Source organism: Sphingopyxis sp. Root154, from assembly GCF_001427105.1.
In the GTDB taxonomy this organism is placed as follows: Bacteria; Pseudomonadota; Alphaproteobacteria; order Sphingomonadales; family Sphingomonadaceae; genus Sphingopyxis.
In genome coordinates this window covers 861,698-878,466 of the sequence record NZ_LMGI01000001.1, presented here as the reverse complement: position 1 = coordinate 878,466, position 16,769 = coordinate 861,698, and the positions used below count along the sequence as shown (strand labels likewise).

General features: G+C 66.4%; 15 protein-coding genes. 8 read left to right on the top strand and 7 right to left on the bottom strand.

Going from position 1 to position 16,769, the window contains the following annotated elements:
* Positions 1-35: 35 nt before the first annotated feature.
* From hutU to hutI, 4 genes are read right to left on the bottom strand one after another with little or no spacing between them, the layout of a single operon-like run.
* Positions 36-1,715 (bottom strand): urocanate hydratase, encoded by a 1,680-nt coding sequence (gene hutU, locus ASD73_RS03860; RefSeq protein ID WP_056368971.1) that lies wholly within the window; start codon positions 1,713-1,715, stop codon positions 36-38.
* Positions 1,712-2,515, bottom strand: coding sequence for an N-formylglutamate deformylase (gene hutG / locus ASD73_RS03855; protein ID WP_056368973.1), 804 nt, complete (start codon positions 2,513-2,515; stop codon positions 1,712-1,714). The genes hutU and hutG overlap by 4 nt, the downstream gene beginning before the upstream one ends.
* Positions 2,515-4,035, bottom strand: a complete 1,521-nt coding sequence (gene hutH, locus ASD73_RS03850) for a histidine ammonia-lyase (protein ID WP_056368975.1) — start codon at positions 4,033-4,035, stop codon at positions 2,515-2,517. Before hutH ends, hutG begins: the two co-directional genes overlap by 1 nt.
* Positions 4,032-5,216: an imidazolonepropionase gene (gene hutI, locus ASD73_RS03845; RefSeq protein WP_056370321.1), complete on the bottom strand. Its 1,185-nt coding sequence runs from the start codon at positions 5,214-5,216 to the stop codon at positions 4,032-4,034. The genes hutH and hutI overlap by 4 nt, the downstream gene beginning before the upstream one ends.
* A gap of 56 nt (positions 5,217-5,272) precedes the next feature.
* Here hutI and ASD73_RS03840 point away from each other — a divergent pair, with 56 nt between their 5' ends.
* On the top strand, positions 5,273-6,622 hold the full coding sequence (locus tag ASD73_RS03840) for a formimidoylglutamate deiminase (RefSeq protein ID WP_056368978.1): 1,350 nt from the start codon (positions 5,273-5,275) through the stop codon (positions 6,620-6,622).
* Positions 6,619-7,299 carry a UTRA domain-containing protein gene (locus ASD73_RS03835; RefSeq protein ID WP_056368980.1) on the top strand — a complete coding sequence of 227 codons (681 nt, stop codon included), beginning with the start codon at positions 6,619-6,621 and terminating at the stop codon, positions 7,297-7,299. The genes ASD73_RS03840 and ASD73_RS03835 overlap by 4 nt, the downstream gene beginning before the upstream one ends.
* A gap of 132 nt (positions 7,300-7,431) precedes the next feature.
* Here the strand turns inward: ASD73_RS03835 and ASD73_RS03830 are convergent, their stop codons facing one another.
* The 3 genes from ASD73_RS03830 to ASD73_RS22165 are packed head-to-tail and all read right to left on the bottom strand — an operon-like array spanning position 7,432 to position 8,473.
* Complete coding sequence (locus tag ASD73_RS03830) at positions 7,432-7,686, bottom strand: hypothetical protein (protein ID WP_056368981.1); 255 nt, start codon at positions 7,684-7,686, stop codon at positions 7,432-7,434.
* On the bottom strand, positions 7,683-8,195 hold the full coding sequence (locus tag ASD73_RS03825) for a hypothetical protein (protein ID WP_056368984.1): 513 nt from the start codon (positions 8,193-8,195) through the stop codon (positions 7,683-7,685). Before ASD73_RS03825 ends, ASD73_RS03830 begins: the two co-directional genes overlap by 4 nt.
* An 11-nt stretch (positions 8,196-8,206) precedes the next feature.
* Positions 8,207-8,473: a hypothetical protein gene (locus ASD73_RS22165; RefSeq protein WP_082521339.1), complete on the bottom strand. Its 267-nt coding sequence runs from the start codon at positions 8,471-8,473 to the stop codon at positions 8,207-8,209.
* A 385-nt stretch (positions 8,474-8,858) separates the two neighbouring features.
* Between ASD73_RS22165 and kdpF the strand changes: the two genes are divergently transcribed.
* From kdpF to ASD73_RS03790, 6 genes are read left to right on the top strand one after another with little or no spacing between them, the layout of a single operon-like run.
* On the top strand, positions 8,859-8,948 hold the full coding sequence (gene kdpF / locus ASD73_RS03815; RefSeq protein WP_039576313.1) for a K(+)-transporting ATPase subunit F: 90 nt from the start codon (positions 8,859-8,861) through the stop codon (positions 8,946-8,948).
* 12 nt (positions 8,949-8,960) lie between these two features.
* A complete protein-coding gene (kdpA, locus tag ASD73_RS03810; RefSeq protein WP_056368987.1) occupies positions 8,961-10,664 on the top strand; it encodes a potassium-transporting ATPase subunit KdpA in 1,704 nt (567 codons plus the stop codon).
* A 12-nt stretch (positions 10,665-10,676) separates the two neighbouring features.
* A complete protein-coding gene (kdpB, locus tag ASD73_RS03805) occupies positions 10,677-12,713 on the top strand; it encodes a potassium-transporting ATPase subunit KdpB (RefSeq protein WP_056368989.1) in 2,037 nt (678 codons plus the stop codon).
* A 10-nt stretch (positions 12,714-12,723) separates the two neighbouring features.
* Positions 12,724-13,314, top strand: coding sequence for a potassium-transporting ATPase subunit KdpC (gene kdpC / locus ASD73_RS03800; RefSeq protein ID WP_056368991.1), 591 nt, complete (start codon positions 12,724-12,726; stop codon positions 13,312-13,314).
* Positions 13,311-15,983, top strand: coding sequence for a sensor histidine kinase (locus ASD73_RS03795; protein ID WP_056368994.1), 2,673 nt, complete (start codon positions 13,311-13,313; stop codon positions 15,981-15,983). Before kdpC ends, ASD73_RS03795 begins: the two co-directional genes overlap by 4 nt.
* A complete protein-coding gene (locus ASD73_RS03790; RefSeq protein ID WP_056368996.1) occupies positions 15,980-16,705 on the top strand; it encodes a response regulator transcription factor in 726 nt (241 codons plus the stop codon). The genes ASD73_RS03795 and ASD73_RS03790 overlap by 4 nt, the downstream gene beginning before the upstream one ends.
* Positions 16,706-16,769: the final 64 nt, after the last annotated feature.

The following is a 16,769-nucleotide window of genomic DNA, read 5'->3' as shown; positions in this document are numbered from 1 at the left end:
GATGCGAAGCTGTTTCGGTGCAACTGAAACAAGCGCTAGATGCTCGGCAGGTCGAGGCCCTTTTCGCGCGCGCAGTCGATCGCGATGTCATAGCCTGCGTCGGCGTGGCGCATCACGCCGGTGCCGGGGTCGTTCCATAGCACGCGCTCAAGGCGCTTCGCCGCTTCGGGGGTGCCGTCGGCGACGATGACCATGCCGGCGTGCTGCGAATAGCCCATGCCGACCCCGCCGCCATGATGCAGCGACACCCAGGTCGCGCCGCTCGCGGTATTGAGGAGGGCGTTGAGCAGCGGCCAGTCGGATACGGCATCGCTGCCGTCGCGCATCGCCTCGGTCTCGCGATTGGGGCTCGCAACGGAGCCCGAGTCCAGATGGTCGCGGCCGATGACGATGGGCGCCTTAAGTTCGCCCGATGCCACCATCTCGTTGAAGGCGAGGCCGAGCCGGTGGCGGTCGCCCAGTCCGACCCAGCAGATGCGCGCGGGCAGACCCTGAAACTGGATCTTCTCGCGCGCCATATCGAGCCAGTTGTGGAGGTGCGTATTGTCGGGGAGCAGCTCCTTCACCTTGGCGTCGGTCTTGTAGATATCCTCGGGATCGCCCGACAGCGCCACCCAGCGGAAGGGGCCGACGCCGCGGCAGAAGAGCGGGCGGACATAGGCGGGGACGAAACCCGGAAAGTCGAACGCATTCTCGACGCCTTCGTCCTTCGCCACCTGCCGGATGTTATTGCCATAGTCGGTGGTCGGCACGCCCGCAGCCTGCAGGTCGAGCATCGCCTCCACATGCACCGCCATTGACGCCTTGGCCGCTTTTGCGACGGCGTCGGGATCGCTCTCGCGCTTCGAAAACCACTCGTCGAGCGTCCAGCCCGCGGGGAGATAGCCGTTGACCGGATCGTGCGCCGAGGTCTGGTCGGTGAGCAGATCGGGACGGATGCCGCGGCGGAAGATTTCGGGCAGGATTTCGGCGGCGTTGCCGAGCAGGCCGACCGATATGGGCTTGCCATCGGCATGGCTCGCCTCGATCATCGCGATGGCTTCGTCGATGCTGTTCGCCTGCTTGTCGAGATAACCGGTTCGCAGGCGCATTTCGATGCGGCTCGGCTGGCATTCGATCGCGAGGCAGCTCGCGCCCGCCATCACCGCCGCGAGCGGCTGCGCCCCGCCCATGCCGCCGAGGCCGGCGGTGAGCAGCCAGCGGCCCGCAAGGCTGCCGCCATAATGCTGGCGGCCCATTTCGACGAAGGTTTCGTAGGTGCCCTGAACGATGCCCTGGCTGCCGATGTAAATCCAGCTGCCCGCGGTCATCTGGCCGTACATCATCAGGCCCTTTTTATCGAGCTCGTGAAAATGCTCCCAGTTCGCCCATTCGGGGACGAGGTTCGAATTGGCGAGCAGGACGCGCGGGGCATCGGCGTGGGTGCGGAACACGCCCACCGGCTTACCCGACTGGATGAGCAGGGTTTCGTCGTCGTTGAGCCGCTTCAGCGTTTCGACGATCCGGTCATAGCTTTCCCAGTCGCGCGCGGCGCGGCCGATGCCGCCATAGACGACCAGTTCCTCGGGCCGCTCGGCAACGTCGGGGTGGAGGTTGTTCATCAGCATCCGCATCGGGGCTTCGGTGAGCCAGCTTTTCGCGCTGATCTCGCTGCCGGTAGCCGGGCGGATCACGCGGCTGTTGTCCAGTCTGGGATTCTGGGGGCGGGTGGTCATGATTGTCCTTTCGCAAAATCGAGGGCCGCGGCGATCACTTGCTCCAGCACGGGCCGGATCGCGGGGTTGGGGTCGAGAGGGGCGGGCCAGTTGGCGTGGGTGATTTCGGCGGGCTCGGCCATGTAACCGCGCTGTGCCAACTCCATCTGGATCGCGTGGATGCCGTCGTCGGGCTGGCCGTAGTGGCGTGTCGTCCAGCCGCTCTTGAAGCGGCCGTTGACGACATGGCTCTTGCCGCTCGCGGCGCAGATGTTCGCGACGATGGTTTCGAGTTCGGGGGCGCAGGTCGCGCCGCCATTGGTGCCGATGTTGAACTGCGGCAGCTCGCCATCGAACAGACGCGGGACATGGCTGCGGATCGAATGGGCGTCGTAGAGGACGACGCGGCCGTGCGCCGATTTCAAGCGGTCCAGCTCTTCGCTCAGCGTATCGTGATAGGGGCGGTGGTAAGAGTTCAGCCGTTGCAAGATCTCGGCCTCGTCCGGTGCATCAAAGCGATAGAGCGGTTCGCCGTCGAAGGTCGTCGTCGGGCACAGCTCGGTCGTCGCCTGCCCCGGATAGAGCGACGCGCCCGAGGGGTCGCGATTCATGTCGATCACGCTGCGCGAGATATCGGTCGCAACCAGCGTCGCGCCTCGATCGGCAGCGAAGGCGTAAAGTTCGGCGATGTACCAGTCGGTGTCGAGCTGCGCATGCCAGCGCGAGACATACTGTTCGTCGAGCCCCGCAAGCTCGGTGCCGCCGTGCGGAAAGGCGATGACGAGCGGCGCGTCGCCGCGATGGACGCGCAGCCAGTCCATCAGCCGACGCCCGGCAGGCTTGCGGGCACCGCGGCGACGAGACTGCCCGTGCGGATCAGCGCGGTCGCGGCTTCCATGTCGGGGTGGAAATGCCGGTCGTCTTCGAGCGTGGGAACCTCGGCGCGCAGATGCTTGTGCGCAGCTTCGAGTGCATCGCTCGATTTCAGCGGTGCGTGGAAATCGATGCCCTGGCACGCGGCGAGCAGTTCGATCCCGACCACCGCACTGACATTGTCGGCCATCTCGAGCAGGCGCCGTGCGCCGTGCGCGGCCATCGAAACATGATCCTCCTGATTGGCCGAAGTCGGGATTGAATCGACGCTGGCGGGATGGGCGCGCTGTTTATTCTCGCTGACGAGCGCTGCGGCGGTAACCTGCGGGATCATGAAGCCTGAATTGAGCCCGGGGCGTGGGGTGAGGAAGGCGGGCAGGCCCGACAGCGCGGGGTCGACGAGCATCGCGATGCGGCGCTCGGAAATCGAGCCGATCTCGCAGAGCGCCATCGCGATCATGTCTGCAGCGAAGGCGACGGGTTCGGCGTGGAAATTGCCGCCCGACAAAGCTTCGTCGGTGTCGGCGAAGATCAAAGGATTGTCCGAAACGCCGTTTGCCTCGATGCCGAGCGTCGTTCCCGCCTGACGCAGCAGGTCGAGCACCGCGCCCATCACCTGCGGCTGGCAGCGGAGGCAATAGGGGTCCTGCACGCGCGGGTCGTCGACGGCGTGCGACGCGCGGATCGCCGATCCCGCCATCAGATTGCGGAGTGTATCACCGACCTCGCGCTGGCCCGCATGGCCGCGCAAGGCGTGGATGCGCGCGTCGAAGGGGGCGTCCGAGCCCTTGGCGGCTTCGGTCGACAGCGCGCCGGTAATCAGCGCCGAGCGGAAGACGGTCTCGGCGCGGAACAAGCCCGCGAGCGCGTTGGCGGTGGAGAATTGAGTGCCGTTGAGCAGCGCGAGGCCTTCCTTGGGGCCGAGGTCGAGTGGAGTGAGGCCGGCCTGCGCCAGCGCTTCGGCAGCGGGCAAGGTCTTGCCGCCAATCTCGATTTCGCCGACGCCGATCATCGCGGCCGCCATGTGCGAGAGCGGTGCGAGGTCGCCGCTTGCGCCGACCGAGCCCTGCGACGGGACGACGGGAGTGAGGCCTTTCGTGAGCATCGCCTCGATCATCGCGACCGTCTCGCGCTTCACACCCGAGGCGCCCATGCCAAAGCTCGCGAGCTTCAGCGCCATCATCAACCGCACGATCTTCACCGGCGACGGCGCGCCGGTGCCCGCGGCGTGGCTGAGCACGATATTGCGCTGGAGCGTCGCCAGATCGTCGTCGGCGATGCGAACGCTCGCCAGCTTTCCGAAGCCGGTATTGATGCCATAGACCGGCGCGCCCTTCGCGACGATGCGCGCGACCGCGGCGGCGCTCGCGTCGATCGCATCCCATGCACCGGCGCTCAGTTCGGCGCTCGCGCCCTCATAGATTTCGCACCAGTCGGCGAGTGTCATGGCGCCGGGAGTGATGATCATTGTCCGTCCTTGATGCGTTGATGAAGCGGGTTGAAACCGATGCGGTAGACGAGCTCGGCCGGGTCGCTGACGTCCCAGATCGCGAGGTCGCACGCCTTGCCGGGCTCGAGCGTGCCGATCTCGGCGCCAAGGCCGAGCGCGGCGGCGGCATTGATCGTCACCCCGTGCAGCGCCTCGACCACCGTCAGCCCGAACAAAGTCGCGCCCATATTGAGCATGAGCAGCAGCGAGGTGGTCGGCGAGGTGCCGGGGTTGTTGTCGGTCGCGAGCGCGATGCGGGTGCCGTGGCGACGCATCGCGTCGATCGGCGGCAGTTTCGTCTCGCGCATGAAATAATAGGCGCCGGGCAGCAGCACCGCGACGGTGCCCGCCGCGGCCATCGCGCGGACATCGTCGTCGGTCGCATGTTCGAGATGATCGGCCGACAGCGCGCCGTGCCGCGCGGCGAGCGCGCTGCCGTTGAGCGCCGACAATTGTTCGGCGTGGAGCTTGACGGCAAGGCCGTGCGCCTTGGCCGCCTCGATCACGCGCGTGCATTGCGCGGGCGAGAAGCCGATGCCTTCGCAAAAGGCGTCGACCGCGGTTGCGAGCGGCGCCGCCGCGGGGATCATCTCGCCCACGACGAGGTCGATATAGGCGTCGCTGTCACCCTTATATTCGGGGGGCAGCGCGTGCGCGCCGAGGAAGGTTGGCTCGACGCGGATGTTGCGGTGCCCGGCGAGCGCGCGGGCGGCGCGCAGCATCTTGAGTTCGTCGCCGGTAGACAGGCCGTAACCCGATTTGATCTCGATCGTCGTGACGCCCTCGGCGATCAGCGCATCAAGGCGGGGAAGGGCGCTGGCAACCAGTTGCTCCTCGCTCGCGTCGCGCGTCGCGCGCATCGTCGAGACGATGCCGCCGCCTGCACGCGCGATCTCCTCATAGCTCGCGCCCGCAAGCCGCATTGCCCATTCGTTCGCGCGATTGCCGCCGTGGACAAGGTGTGTGTGGCAATCGATGAGGCCGGGGGTGATCAGCCGGCCTTCGCAATCATAGACCTTTTGCGCGGTCGCCGGCGCGCCGTCGGCGGGGCCGGCATAGACGATCCGGCCGTTCTGCGCCGCCACGACGCCATGGTCGATCAGGCCGAGGGTGTCATCGGCCATCGTTGCGAGTCGGGCGTTCGTCCAGAGCTGCTCCATGTAGACATTGTTGTCCGGACGCGTCATTATGTCTAGACATAATATGAGGACGAAAGATGATGGCTCTCTGGTTTGAACGCGCATGGGTCGACAATGGCTGGGCGAAGGATGTGCGATTGCACGTCGCCGACGGCCGGATCGCAGCAGTTGAGACCGGCGTTGCCGCGGAGTCCGGAGACGAACGACATCGTGTCGCGCTTCCCGGCCTGTGCAACGTTCACAGCCACGGCTTCCAGCGCGGGATGGCGGGGCTCTCGGAGCGCCGCAGCCGGCCCGACGATAATTTCTGGAGCTGGCGTGAGATCATGTACCGCTTTCTCGATCGGCTGACGCCCGAGGATGTCGCGGCAATCACCGCGCAGGCATATGCCGAGATGCTGGAGACGGGATTCACGCGAGTCGGCGAGTTTCACTATCTGCATCACGATCCGGCGGGCGCCGCCTATGCCGACCCCGCCGAGATGGCAGGGGCGATTGCGCAGGCCAGCGCCGCGACAGGGATCGGGCTGACCTTGCTCCCCGTCTTCTACGCGCACGGGAATTTCGACGCGGCGCCGCCGAGCCCCGGCCAGCGGCGCTTTCTAAACGACGTCGACGGATTTGCGGCGCTGCTCGACGCTTCGTGGCCAAAGCTCTCCGGCGACGCCAATATCGGCGTTGCGCCGCACTCACTGCGCGCGGTGACGCCCGACGAGCTGGCGGCGCTGCTTGAAATGTCGCCAACTGGCCCGGTGCATATCCATGCCGCTGAGCAGGTGAAGGAGGTCGCCGATTGCGTCGCGTGGAGCGGCGCGCGGCCGGTCGAATGGCTGATCGACAACGCCGGCGTCGACGACCGCTGGTGCCTGATCCATTCGACCCACCTCGATGCGAACGAGGTCCAGCGCCTCGCCGCGAGCGGCGCTGTCGCCGGACTGTGCCCGATCACCGAAGGCAATCTGGGCGACGGCATTTTTCCGGCGGTCGACTATCTCGCCGCGGGCGGTCGTTTCGGGATCGGGACCGACAGCAACATCCTCGTCGACGCGGCGCAGGAACTGCGCGCGCTCGAATATTCGCAGCGTCTGGCGCAGCGTGCGCGGGCATTGCTGGCGGACGAGGCGTCGCCCTTCGTCGGCGCGAACCTGTTCGCACGCGCGGTGCATGGCGGGTCGCAGGCGCTGGGTGTGCCCGCCGGACTCGCCGTCGGTCACGCCGCCGACATTGTTTCGCTCGACCTCGATCATTCCGCCTTCGCGGGAACCGATGATGCGACCTTGCTCGATCGCTGGATATTCGCGGCGCGCGCGGGTGCGGTGGACAGCGTTTGGCGCGCGGGCGCCAAGCGCGTCGAGAAAGGCCGTCATGTCGATGCGGATGACATCGGCGCCGCCTATCGCGCGTGCATCGCGCGGCTGCTCGCATGAACCCCGCGCGGCGCATCCGCGAAGAGATCGCCGCCTCGATCCAGTCGGGCGAGTGGCGCCCCGGCGACCGCGTGCCGACCGAACAGGAACTCGCCGCGCGCTATGGCTGCGCGCGTGCGACGGTGAGCAAGGCGCTCGGCGAACTCGCCGCATCGGGGCTGGTCGAACGGCGCCGCAAGGCGGGGACATTTGTGGCGCATCCGCCGGTTCATTCGGCGGTGATGACCGTGCCCGACCTCGCCGAACTCATCGCCGCGCGCGGCGAAGCCTATCGCTGGGAGCTGGCGTCGATAGAAACCGCCGACGCAGGCGGTGAGCCGCTCTCCGGTCCGGCGCTGCGCATTGAAGGCGTGCATATGGCGGCGGGCGAAGCCTTTGCGCTCGAACGACGGTTCATCGCGCTTAGCGAAGTCCCCGAGGCAGCGGACGCGGACTTTGCCAGGGAAGCGCCGGGAACCTGGCTGCTCGGTCACATTCCGTGGACGCAGGCGCGCCATGTGATCCGCGCGGTGACGCCGACGCGCAAGGAAGCGGCGCTGCTGGGGATCGGAACGGGCGCTGCCTGTCTCGAGCTCGACCGCACGACCTGGCGCGCGGGGCGCGTCGTCACCCATGTGCGGCAGCTGTTTCGCGGCGACCGCTTCGACCTGGTGGCGGACTTCAACGCCGCGCCGTGACCGCCGTCATGCGGCGCGGGTCGAGGGGGTGCCGTCGTCCATCCACGGGGCGAGCCGCTGCCCCTTCGACGTGCATTTCGCCGCCGACTAAGTGAAAGGAGGACATGAAACTGATCCTTAGATGGGGAGGCCTTAGTGTTCTTCGCGCCGGGCGCGACGCGAGGCGCGGATCGCACCCGGCAGCTCGCGGTGGCGGCTTCGCTCGACACGCAGCGCGAGCACGGCCTTCTTTCCCGCGAGCATCAGAAGCAATCCGGCTGCGGCGACGAGAAGGCCGGTAATGCCGACAAGGTTGGCGCCGGCCTCGGTTGCGAGGTGGGTCAGGACATAGCCCGCGCCGATGAGGGCGGCCCCGGCGATACGCCAGAAGAGATAGCGCCGGGTCATGATCCGCGCTCCTGTTTCGCCTTGCGATCCCACAGGACGCTGTTCGCCGAGGTGCGGGCCAGCGCCGCGCGTTCGCGCGTGTCGGCGTCGGACGCCGGGCAGAGCAGCAGGTCAGCCGGATATTCGGCTTCTTCGCGCAGGACCTCGTCCGGGTCGCCCTGTTCGAAGACGAGGCCGATGGCGGGATCGCTGTGCCCGGTGGCCGCGCAGCGCGCGCTGGCGATCAGGTGAGGATCGGCGTCGACACCGCGGCCTTCGATCGCGACGAAACCCATCTCGCGTGCGCGCCGGACGGCGTGAATCAGCAGCTCGCCCGCGCCGCAATCGGCGTCGACGATGCGAATGCTGCGGCGCCCACGCTTGCGCAGGCCCGTGAGCTTGCGAAGCATGGCGGGCCAGCGGCGATCCTTCTCAGCCCGGTTTTGCGCGCCTTGCACCAGCGTTCCCCACCCGTTTGTGGCGGGTGCCATCCAGACGATGCCGGCAGGGGCGCTATAGGAATAATGCATGACGAGCCTCCTCAAGCCGCGCGGTCGATCGCACATTCGTCGGGCCGCAAAGGCTCGAACGAGACGGTGGAAATCAGCGGACGCAGCGCGTGGACTATCCGCGCACCCGGAAGGCCGCGGCACTCGGCGCGGGCAAAAGCCCAGGCGGCGTCGCGGGAAATGAAACGGCCTTCAAGCTGTCCTTTGCAGCCCTGAACGAGCCAGTGGCCGGCCGCGTCGCGGCCAACGAATACTATCGACCCGGCTGGGTCGGGCTCCGCGGAAATCGCAGAAATCATGGTGAGATGCTCCTTGGCTACTCAATCGATGCCCGAAGATCGGAACTCGATGCCCGCAATCTATTGGGAGGCGCATAGGGATTCGAGATCGAGGAAGGGCGCCGCCCATTGTATTTCCATTTGTTTTCGCGGCCCGCGCTCACCGGCCAGAAAATCTGCAAAATCATATGAGAATACTATGCGAGCCGCCCTTTCGGTCTCTCGCATTCAAACGCGCGCCTCACCTATTTGGGAGTCCGCAGACGACTCGTGCCACGTCCCGTGGCCAGCGCCTTGCTGGAGCAAAACCATGCAGGATCTCATCTGGGTCGGCATCATCCTCGCCTTGCTCGCCGCGAGCCTCGGCTACGCGCGCCTGTGCGACGACGCATAAGGAATGATGTCCATGACTCTCGACCTCTGGCTCGCGGGCGCCACCGCGCTCGGCCTTCTCATCTATCTCGTTGCCGTGCTCGCACGGCCTGAACGCTTCTAAGGAGGCGAACCCATGACCTTTCAGGGATGGTTTCTCATCATCGCGTTCGTCGCGATCCTGCTCCTGCTCTGCAAGCCGATGGGGCAGTGGCTCTTCGCGCTCTACGAAGGGCGCCGGACGCCGCTGCACCGCATACTCGGCCCGGTCGAGACGGGCTTTTACCGCCTGTCGGGCATCGACCCGACCGAAGAGCAGGGGTGGCGCCGTTACGCGGTCCATATGCTGATCTTCAACGCGATGCTCGCGCTCTTCACATATGCGATCCTGCGCCTGCAGGGCGGGCTGCCGCTCAATCCGCTTGGATTTGACGGGGTCAATGAGCATCTGGCGTTCAACACCGCGATCAGCTTCACTGCCAACACCAACTGGCAAAGCTATGGCGGGGAATCGACGATGTCGAACCTCAGCCAGATGCTCGGGCTGACGATCCACAACTTCCTGTCGGCGGCGACGGGCATCGCGCTCGCTTTCGCACTGTTCCGCGGCTTTGCCCGGCGCAGCGCATCGACGATCGGCAATTTCTGGGCCGATATGACGCGCGTCACCCTCTATCTGCTCCTCCCGCTCTGCTTCGCCATCGCGATCTTTTATATCGCGAGCGGCGTGCCGCAGACGCTGGCGGGTTCGGTCGACGTGACGACGCTAGAAGGCGTCAAGCAGACGCTCGCGCTCGGTCCGGTCGCTTCGCAGGAAGCGATCAAGCTGCTCGGCACCAATGGTGGCGGCTTCTTCAACGCCAACTCGGCGCATCCGTTTGAAAATCCAACCGCGCTCACCAACCTCGTCCAGATGCTTTCGATCTTCGCGATCGGCGTCGGGCTGACCTGGACCTTCGGCCGTGCGGTGGGCAACCAGCGCCAGGGCTGGGCGATCCTTGCCGCGATGACGACGTTGTTCGTCGCGGGCACCGCGATCACCTATTGGCAGGAAGCCGCGGGCAATCCGATCCTCCATGATCTTGGCGCCATGGGCGGCAATATGGAAGGCAAGGAGGTTCGCTTCGGCATCGCCCAGACGGCGCTGTTCGCGGTCGTCACTACCGCCGCGTCGTGCGGGGCGGTCAACGGCATGCATGACAGCTTTACCGCGCTCGGCGGGATGATTCCGCTGTTCAACATGCAGCTTGGCGAAGTCGTGATCGGCGGCGTCGGTGCGGGCATCTACGGCTTCCTGCTCTTCGCGATCCTCGCGATCTTCGTCGCGGGGCTGATGGTGGGGCGTACCCCCGAATATGTCGGCAAGAAGATCGAGGCGCGCGAGGTGAAGCTCGCGGTGCTCGCGATCGCTGTCCTGCCGCTCATCATCCTCGGCTTCACGGCGATCGCGTCGGTGACCGAGGCGGGGCTGGCGGGGCCGCTCAACAAGGGTCCGCACGGCTTTTCGGAAATCCTCTACGCCTTCACCAGCGCGGTCGCGAACAACGGGTCGGCCTTTGCGGGCCTTACCGCCAACACGCCTTTCTATAACGGCATGCTGGGCGCCGCGATGTGGATCGGCCGTTTCTTCATCATCATTCCCATGCTGGCGATCGCGGGCGGTCTGGCGGCGAAGAAATATACGCCGGAATCGGCGGGTAGTTTCCCGACGACGGGGCCGCTGTGGACGTGCCTTTTGATCGGCATCGTGCTGATCGTCGGCGGCCTGACCTTCCTTCCCGGCCTCGCGCTCGGTCCCATCGCCGATCATCTCGCGATGATCAACGGCCAGCTCTTTTAAGGATCCATGCACATGGCTCGGTCCGTACAAAAATCATTGTTCACGGCAGACCTGATCGTTCCGGCGATCGGCGACGCCTTCCGCAAACTCAACCCCAGGGAGCTGATCCGCAACCCGGTGATGTTCACCACGGCGGTCGTGGCAACCTTGCTGACGGTGCTGCTCGTCGTCGGTCAGGATGGCCTCGCGACGGGCTTCAAGCTGCAGCTCGTGATCTGGCTCTGGCTGACGGTGCTGTTCGGCACCTTCGCCGAGGCGCTTGCCGAAGGGCGCGGCAAGGCGCAAGCCGCCTCGCTGCGCGCCACCAAGGCCGAACTCACGGCAAAGCGGCTGAAAGGCGAGGGGAAGGCGTATGAAGGCGTTCCCGCCAGCGCGCTCCGGGTCGGCGACGTCGTGCTTGTCGAGACGGGCGACCTGATCCCGTCGGACGGCGAAGTCGTCGCGGGCGTCGCGTCGGTCAACGAAGCGGCGATCACCGGCGAAAGTGCGCCGGTGATCCGCGAGGCGGGCGGCGACCGCTCGGCGGTGACCGCAGGGACACGCGTCATCTCCGACGAGATCCGCGTGCAGGTGACGGTCAATCCGGGGCAGGGCTTCCTCGACCGGATGATCGCGCTCGTCGAAGGCGCCGAGCGGCAGAAGACGCCGAACGAAATCGCGCTGACGCTGCTGCTCGTCGGCCTGACGATCATCTTCCTGATCGCGGTCGGCACGATTCCGGCTTTTGCGAGCTATGCAGGCGGCAGCATCCCCGTCGCGATCCTCGCGGCGCTGCTGATCACGCTTATCCCGACGACGATCGCGGCCTTGCTCTCCGCCATCGGTATCGCCGGCATGGACCGCCTCGTGCGTTTCAACGTGCTCGCGAAATCGGGCCGCGCAGTCGAGGCGGCGGGCGATATCGATGTCCTGCTGCTCGACAAGACCGGCACGATCACCGTCGGCGACCGTCAGGCCACCGAATTCCGCCCGGTCGGCGGCCAGTCGATGGCCGTCCTGTCGGAGGCGGCGCTGCTCGCCAGCCTCGCCGATGAAACCCCCGAAGGCCGCTCGATCGTTGCGCTCGCGCGCGAGAAGTTCGGCCAGACGATGATAGACTTGCCCGCGGGTGCTGAGATCATTCCCTTCACCGCGCAAACGCGTATCTCGGGCCTCAAACTTGAGGGCAGCGTGATCCAGAAAGGCGCGGTCGATTCGGTCCTCAAGGCCAATCCCGGGGTGGAGGCAACCGCCGCCGCAACCGAACTGCGCCGCATCACCGACGAGATCGCGCGCGCGGGCGGTACGCCGCTCGCCGTCGCGAAGGATGGTCAGCTGCTCGGCGCGATCTTCCTCAAGGACATCGTCAAGGCGGGCATTCGTGAACGGTTCGGCGAACTGCGCGCGATGGGCATCCGCACGGTGATGATCACCGGCGACAACCCGCTCACCGCCGCCGCGATCGCCGCGGAGGCCGGGGTCGACGATTTCCTCGCGCAGGCGACCCCAGAGGACAAGCTCGAGCTGATCCGCAAGGAACAGCAGGGCGGGCGGCTCGTCGCGATGTGCGGCGACGGCACCAACGACGCCCCGGCGCTCGCGCAGGCCGACGTCGGTGTCGCGATGAACACCGGCACGCAGGCGGCGCGCGAGGCGGGCAATATGGTCGATCTCGACAGCGATCCGACCAAGCTGATCGAGGTCGTCGGTCTCGGAAAACAGCTCTTGATGACGCGCGGGGCGCTGACGACCTTCTCGGTCGCCAACGACGTCGCCAAATATTTCGCGATCATCCCCGCGATGTTCATCGTGCTCTATCCGGGCCTCGGTGTGCTCAACGTGATGGGGCTGACCAGCCCCGAGAGCGCGATCCTGTCGGCGATCATCTTCAACGCGCTGATCATCCCGCTGCTCGTGCCGCTCGCGCTGCGCGGTGTTAAGTACAAGCCGATGGGCGCCGGGCCGCTGCTCGCCCGCAATCTTGCCGTCTATGGCCTTGGCGGCCTCGTGGCACCTTTTGTCGGCATCAAGCTGATCGACCTCGCGGTCGGCGGCCTGGGTCTCGTCTGAGGATATGACAATGAACAAGGATCTCATCACCTCGCTGCGTCCGGCGCTCGTCATGACGCTATTGTTCGCGCTGCTTCTCGGGCTTGCTTACCCGCTGGCGCTCACCGGCATCGGGCAGGCGCTCTTCCCGAGCCAGGCGAACGGCAGCCTCGTCGAAGAGAATGGCAAGGTCGTCGGCTCGACCGTCGTCGGTCAGGCCTTTACGTCGGAGCGCTATTTCAACACGCGCCCCTCGGCGGCGGGCAAGGGCTATGACGGGCTCGCCTCGTCGGGCTCGAACCTCGGGCCGACGTCGCAGGCGCTGGTCGACCGCGTCAAGGGCGACGTCGAGAAATTGAAGGCCGCCGAACCCGGCAAGGCCGTGCCCGCGGACCTCGTCACCGCCTCGGGTTCGGGCCTCGACCCCGACATCACCCCCGAGGCCGCCTTCTATCAGGTCGATCGCGTCGCAAAGGCGCGCAGTCTCGATCCAGCAGTGGTTCGCAGGCTGGTCGAACAGAGCGTCGACAAGCCGCTTCTCGGCTTTCTTGGCGAGCCGCGCGTCAATGTGTTCAAGCTCAATCGACGGCTCGATGCTTTTGGGGCTAAACCCGCCGCGTGACAGGAAACGATCGACCATCCCCCGAAACCTTCCTGCGTCAGGCGGCGCAGGAAGGTCGCGGTCGTCTCAAGGTGTTTCTCGGCGCTGCGCCCGGCGTCGGCAAGACGTGGGAGATGCTCACCGACGGACGGCAACGCCGCGAGGCCGGGGTCGATGTCGTGATCGGGGTGGTCGAGACGCACGGCCGGCGCGAGACCGAGGCGCTTGTCCACGGCCATGAGATCATCCCGCGCCGCGACGTCGACCATCAGGGCCATAGTCTGGGCGAAATGGACATCGACGCGATACTCGAACGCCGCCCCGGGCTCGTTCTGGTGGATGAGCTTGCGCATACCAACGCGCCCGGCAGCCGCCATCCCAAGCGGTATCAGGATGTCGAGGAACTGCTGGGTGCGGGGATCGACGTCTATTCGACGATCAATATCCAGCACGTCGAAAGCCTGAACGACGTCGTCGCATCCTTCACCCGCGTCCGCGTCCGCGAAACGGTGCCCGACTCGATCCTCGAAAATGCCGAGATCGAGGTCGTCGACATCCCGCCCGACGAGCTGATCGAGCGGCTGCGCGACGGCAAGGTCTATATCCCGCAGGAAGCGACGCGCGCGCTTACCCATTTCTTCTCGAAATCGAACCTCACCGCGCTGCGCGAACTCGCGCTGCGCCGCGCGGCGCAGGCGGTCGATGCGCAGATGCTCGACCATGTGCGCAGCCATGCGCTCGCGGGCAGCTTCGCGGTCGGCGAACGGATCGTCGTCGCGGTCAGCGAACTGCCCGTCGCCGCCGAACTCGTCCGCGCGGGCAAGCGGCTCGCCGACGCACTCAGGGCGCCGTGGAGCGCGGTCTATATCGAGACGCGGCGCAGCCGGGGCATGACCGACGAGGATCGCCGCCAGCTCGCGGATACGCTCGCACTCGCCTCGCGGCTCGGCGCCTCGACCGCGACGGTCCCGGCGGCAAGCGTCGTCGAAGGGCTGCGCGCCTTTGCCGGCGATGCGCGCGCGACGCAGATCGTCATCGGCAAGTCGAGCCGTCCCTGGTGGTTCGAGCTGCGTCACGGATCGGTCGTCGACCAGCTCGTGCGGACGATCGACGATGTCGCGGTGCATGTGCTGCCCGGCGAGCCCGCCGCAAAGCCGGGGCAACCGCGCGTCCGGATCACGGTCCCCGGACGCTGGGGCCGGCCGGCCGACTATATCTGGTCGCTGGTCATGGTCGCCGCGATGACGGCGCTCGCACGCCTGCTCCTCGCGGCGATCGACCTTGGCAATATCGCGTTGCTCTTTCTGGTGCCGGTCATGTTCGCCGCGGCGACATTCGGGCTGCGCGCCGGCCTGTTCGCGGGCCTTGCGTCGAGCCTCGCCTATAATTTCTTCTTCCTGCCGCCGACCGGCACGCTGACCGTCAACAACCCCGAAAATGTCGTCAGCATTCTCGTGCTGCTCGGGGTCGCCGTGGTGACCAGCCAGTTTGCCGCGCGCGTGCGCGCCCAGGCCGATCTGGCCCAGTGGAGCGCACGCCAGAATGCGGCGCTCGCCAGCTTCTCACGGCAATTGATCGCGGCGCCCGACCAGGACACGCTGATGCACGCGATCTGCGCTGAGGTCGGGCGGCTGCTCGACGTCCGCACCGCGCTGCTGCTGCCGTCGGCCGATGGTCCGATGCTGCGCGCCGCGGTGCCGCCCGAGGACCGGCTCGAGCAAATCGAGCGCGCGGCGGCGCAGTGGGCGATGGACAATGAACAGCCGGCGGGGCGCGGGTCGTCGACCCTCACCGCGTCGGACTGGCTGTTCCATCCCTTGCGCACGACGCGCGGCGTGCTCGGCGTGCTTGGCCTGACGCGCGACGACGCGCGCGAGCCTGTCCGTTCGGATCAGGTGCCGCTGTTGATGAGCCTCCTCGATCAGGCGTCGATTGCGCTCGACCGCATGGAACTTGAAGAGGCGTCGCTTCGTACGCGGCAGGTCGACGAACGCGACCGGCTGCGCTCGGCGCTGCTCTCGTCGGTCAGCCACGACCTTCGCACTCCGCTCACGACGATCCTCTCGGCCGCGCAGGAAATCCGGCGCAATCCCTCGGCGCAGCTCGCCGAGACGATCGAGACCGAGGCGCTTCGCCTCAATCGCTTCGTGTCGAACCTGCTCGACATGGCGCGCGTCGAGGCGGGGGCGCTGCCGATGAAGGTCGAGGCGACCGACCTGTTCGATGCCGCCGCCAGCGCGGCGCACGATACGCGGGCGTCGCTGCTGGGGCATGAGGTCAAGGTCGATATCTCGCCTAATATCCCGTTGGTGCGGGTCGATCCGGTGCTGCTCCACCACTGCCTGATCAATCTGCTCGACAATGCCGGGCGCTATGCCGACCCCGGCACCCCGATCACCATTCACGCCCGCCGCGCCGCCGATGCCATATCGTTGTCGATCATCGATCAGGGGCCGGGGATCGCGCCCGGAAACGAGAAGCGCGTCTTCGAAACCTTCACCCGTCTCGAGGGCAGCGATCGCGCGAAGCATGGCACCGGCCTTGGGCTCGCCATCGTCAAGGGATTTGCCGAGGCGATGGGGCTGTCGGTCGACGCGAGCAACAATGAAGACCCGCGCGGCGCCTGCTTCACCATTCGCATCCCCGAGACGCTGATCATCACGCATCTGGACGACAAGGATCAACCATGAAAGTGCGTCACAAGGTTCTGGTTGTGGACGATGAGCTGCATATCCGCCGCCTGATCCATGCCGCGCTGGCGCGCGCCGACTATGCGATCGTCGAAGCCGAGAGTGCCCGCGAAGCGCTCGAACTGCTTCGCGAGGAGCGTCCCGATATCGTGCTGCTCGATCTGGGTCTGCCCGATCGCGACGGGCTGGAGCTTGTGCCCCTCGTCAAGCAGCAGTCGGACACGACGCTGATCGTCGTCTCGGCGCGCGACGCGACCGACCAGAAGGTCGCCGCGCTCGACCTCGGCGCCGACGATTATCTGACCAAGCCGTTCGACACCGACGAATTGCTCGCGCGCGTGCGCGTGGCCTTGCGTAACCGCATGACCCGTGACGGCGGCATGCTCTCGGTGACCGCAGGGGATGTGACGATCGATCTCATCGCACGCACCGTCGTAAAGGCGGGCCGCGAGGTTCATCTGACCCCCAAGGAATATGCCGTGCTCGCCCAGCTTGCGCGGCACCCGGGGCGCGTCATCACGCACAACCAGATCATGGCGCAGGTCTGGCCGCACGAGGTCGAACATCATGTCGAATATCTGCGCGTCCTCATCCGCACCCTGCGCCAGAAGCTCGAGAGCGATCCGCAACAACCACAGATCATCAGCAACGAACTCGGCATCGGCTATCGCCTGCGATCGGTGAGCGAGACGCCGGGCGACGAACTCGGACGGGCGCCTTAAATCGCGCGGATACTATGCCGATCATATGGACATGAGGCTGACCTGCTCTCGATTTTAAATGGCG

Coding starts and splice junctions, on each gene's coding strand:
- hutU (WP_056368971.1), bottom strand. CDS start 1,715: ATGACCACCCGCCCCCAGAATCCCAGACTGGACAACAGCCGCGTGATC.
- hutG (WP_056368973.1), bottom strand. CDS start 2,515: ATGGACTGGCTGCGCGTCCATCGCGGCGACGCGCCGCTCGTCATCGCC.
- hutH (WP_056368975.1), bottom strand. CDS start 4,035: ATGATCATCACTCCCGGCGCCATGACACTCGCCGACTGGTGCGAAATC.
- hutI (WP_056370321.1), bottom strand. CDS start 5,216: ATGGAGCAGCTCTGGACGAACGCCCGACTCGCAACGATGGCCGATGAC.
- ASD73_RS03840 (WP_056368978.1), top strand. CDS start 5,273: ATGATGGCTCTCTGGTTTGAACGCGCATGGGTCGACAATGGCTGGGCG.
- ASD73_RS03835 (WP_056368980.1), top strand. CDS start 6,619: ATGAACCCCGCGCGGCGCATCCGCGAAGAGATCGCCGCCTCGATCCAG.
- ASD73_RS03830 (WP_056368981.1), bottom strand. CDS start 7,686: ATGACCCGGCGCTATCTCTTCTGGCGTATCGCCGGGGCCGCCCTCATC.
- ASD73_RS03825 (WP_056368984.1), bottom strand. CDS start 8,195: ATGCATTATTCCTATAGCGCCCCTGCCGGCATCGTCTGGATGGCACCC.
- ASD73_RS22165 (WP_082521339.1), bottom strand. CDS start 8,473: ATGATTTCTGCGATTTCCGCGGAGCCCGACCCAGCCGGGTCGATAGTA.
- kdpF (WP_039576313.1), top strand. CDS start 8,859: ATGACTCTCGACCTCTGGCTCGCGGGCGCCACCGCGCTCGGCCTTCTC.
- kdpA (WP_056368987.1), top strand. CDS start 8,961: ATGACCTTTCAGGGATGGTTTCTCATCATCGCGTTCGTCGCGATCCTG.
- kdpB (WP_056368989.1), top strand. CDS start 10,677: ATGGCTCGGTCCGTACAAAAATCATTGTTCACGGCAGACCTGATCGTT.
- kdpC (WP_056368991.1), top strand. CDS start 12,724: ATGAACAAGGATCTCATCACCTCGCTGCGTCCGGCGCTCGTCATGACG.
- ASD73_RS03790 (WP_056368996.1), top strand. CDS start 15,980: ATGAAAGTGCGTCACAAGGTTCTGGTTGTGGACGATGAGCTGCATATC.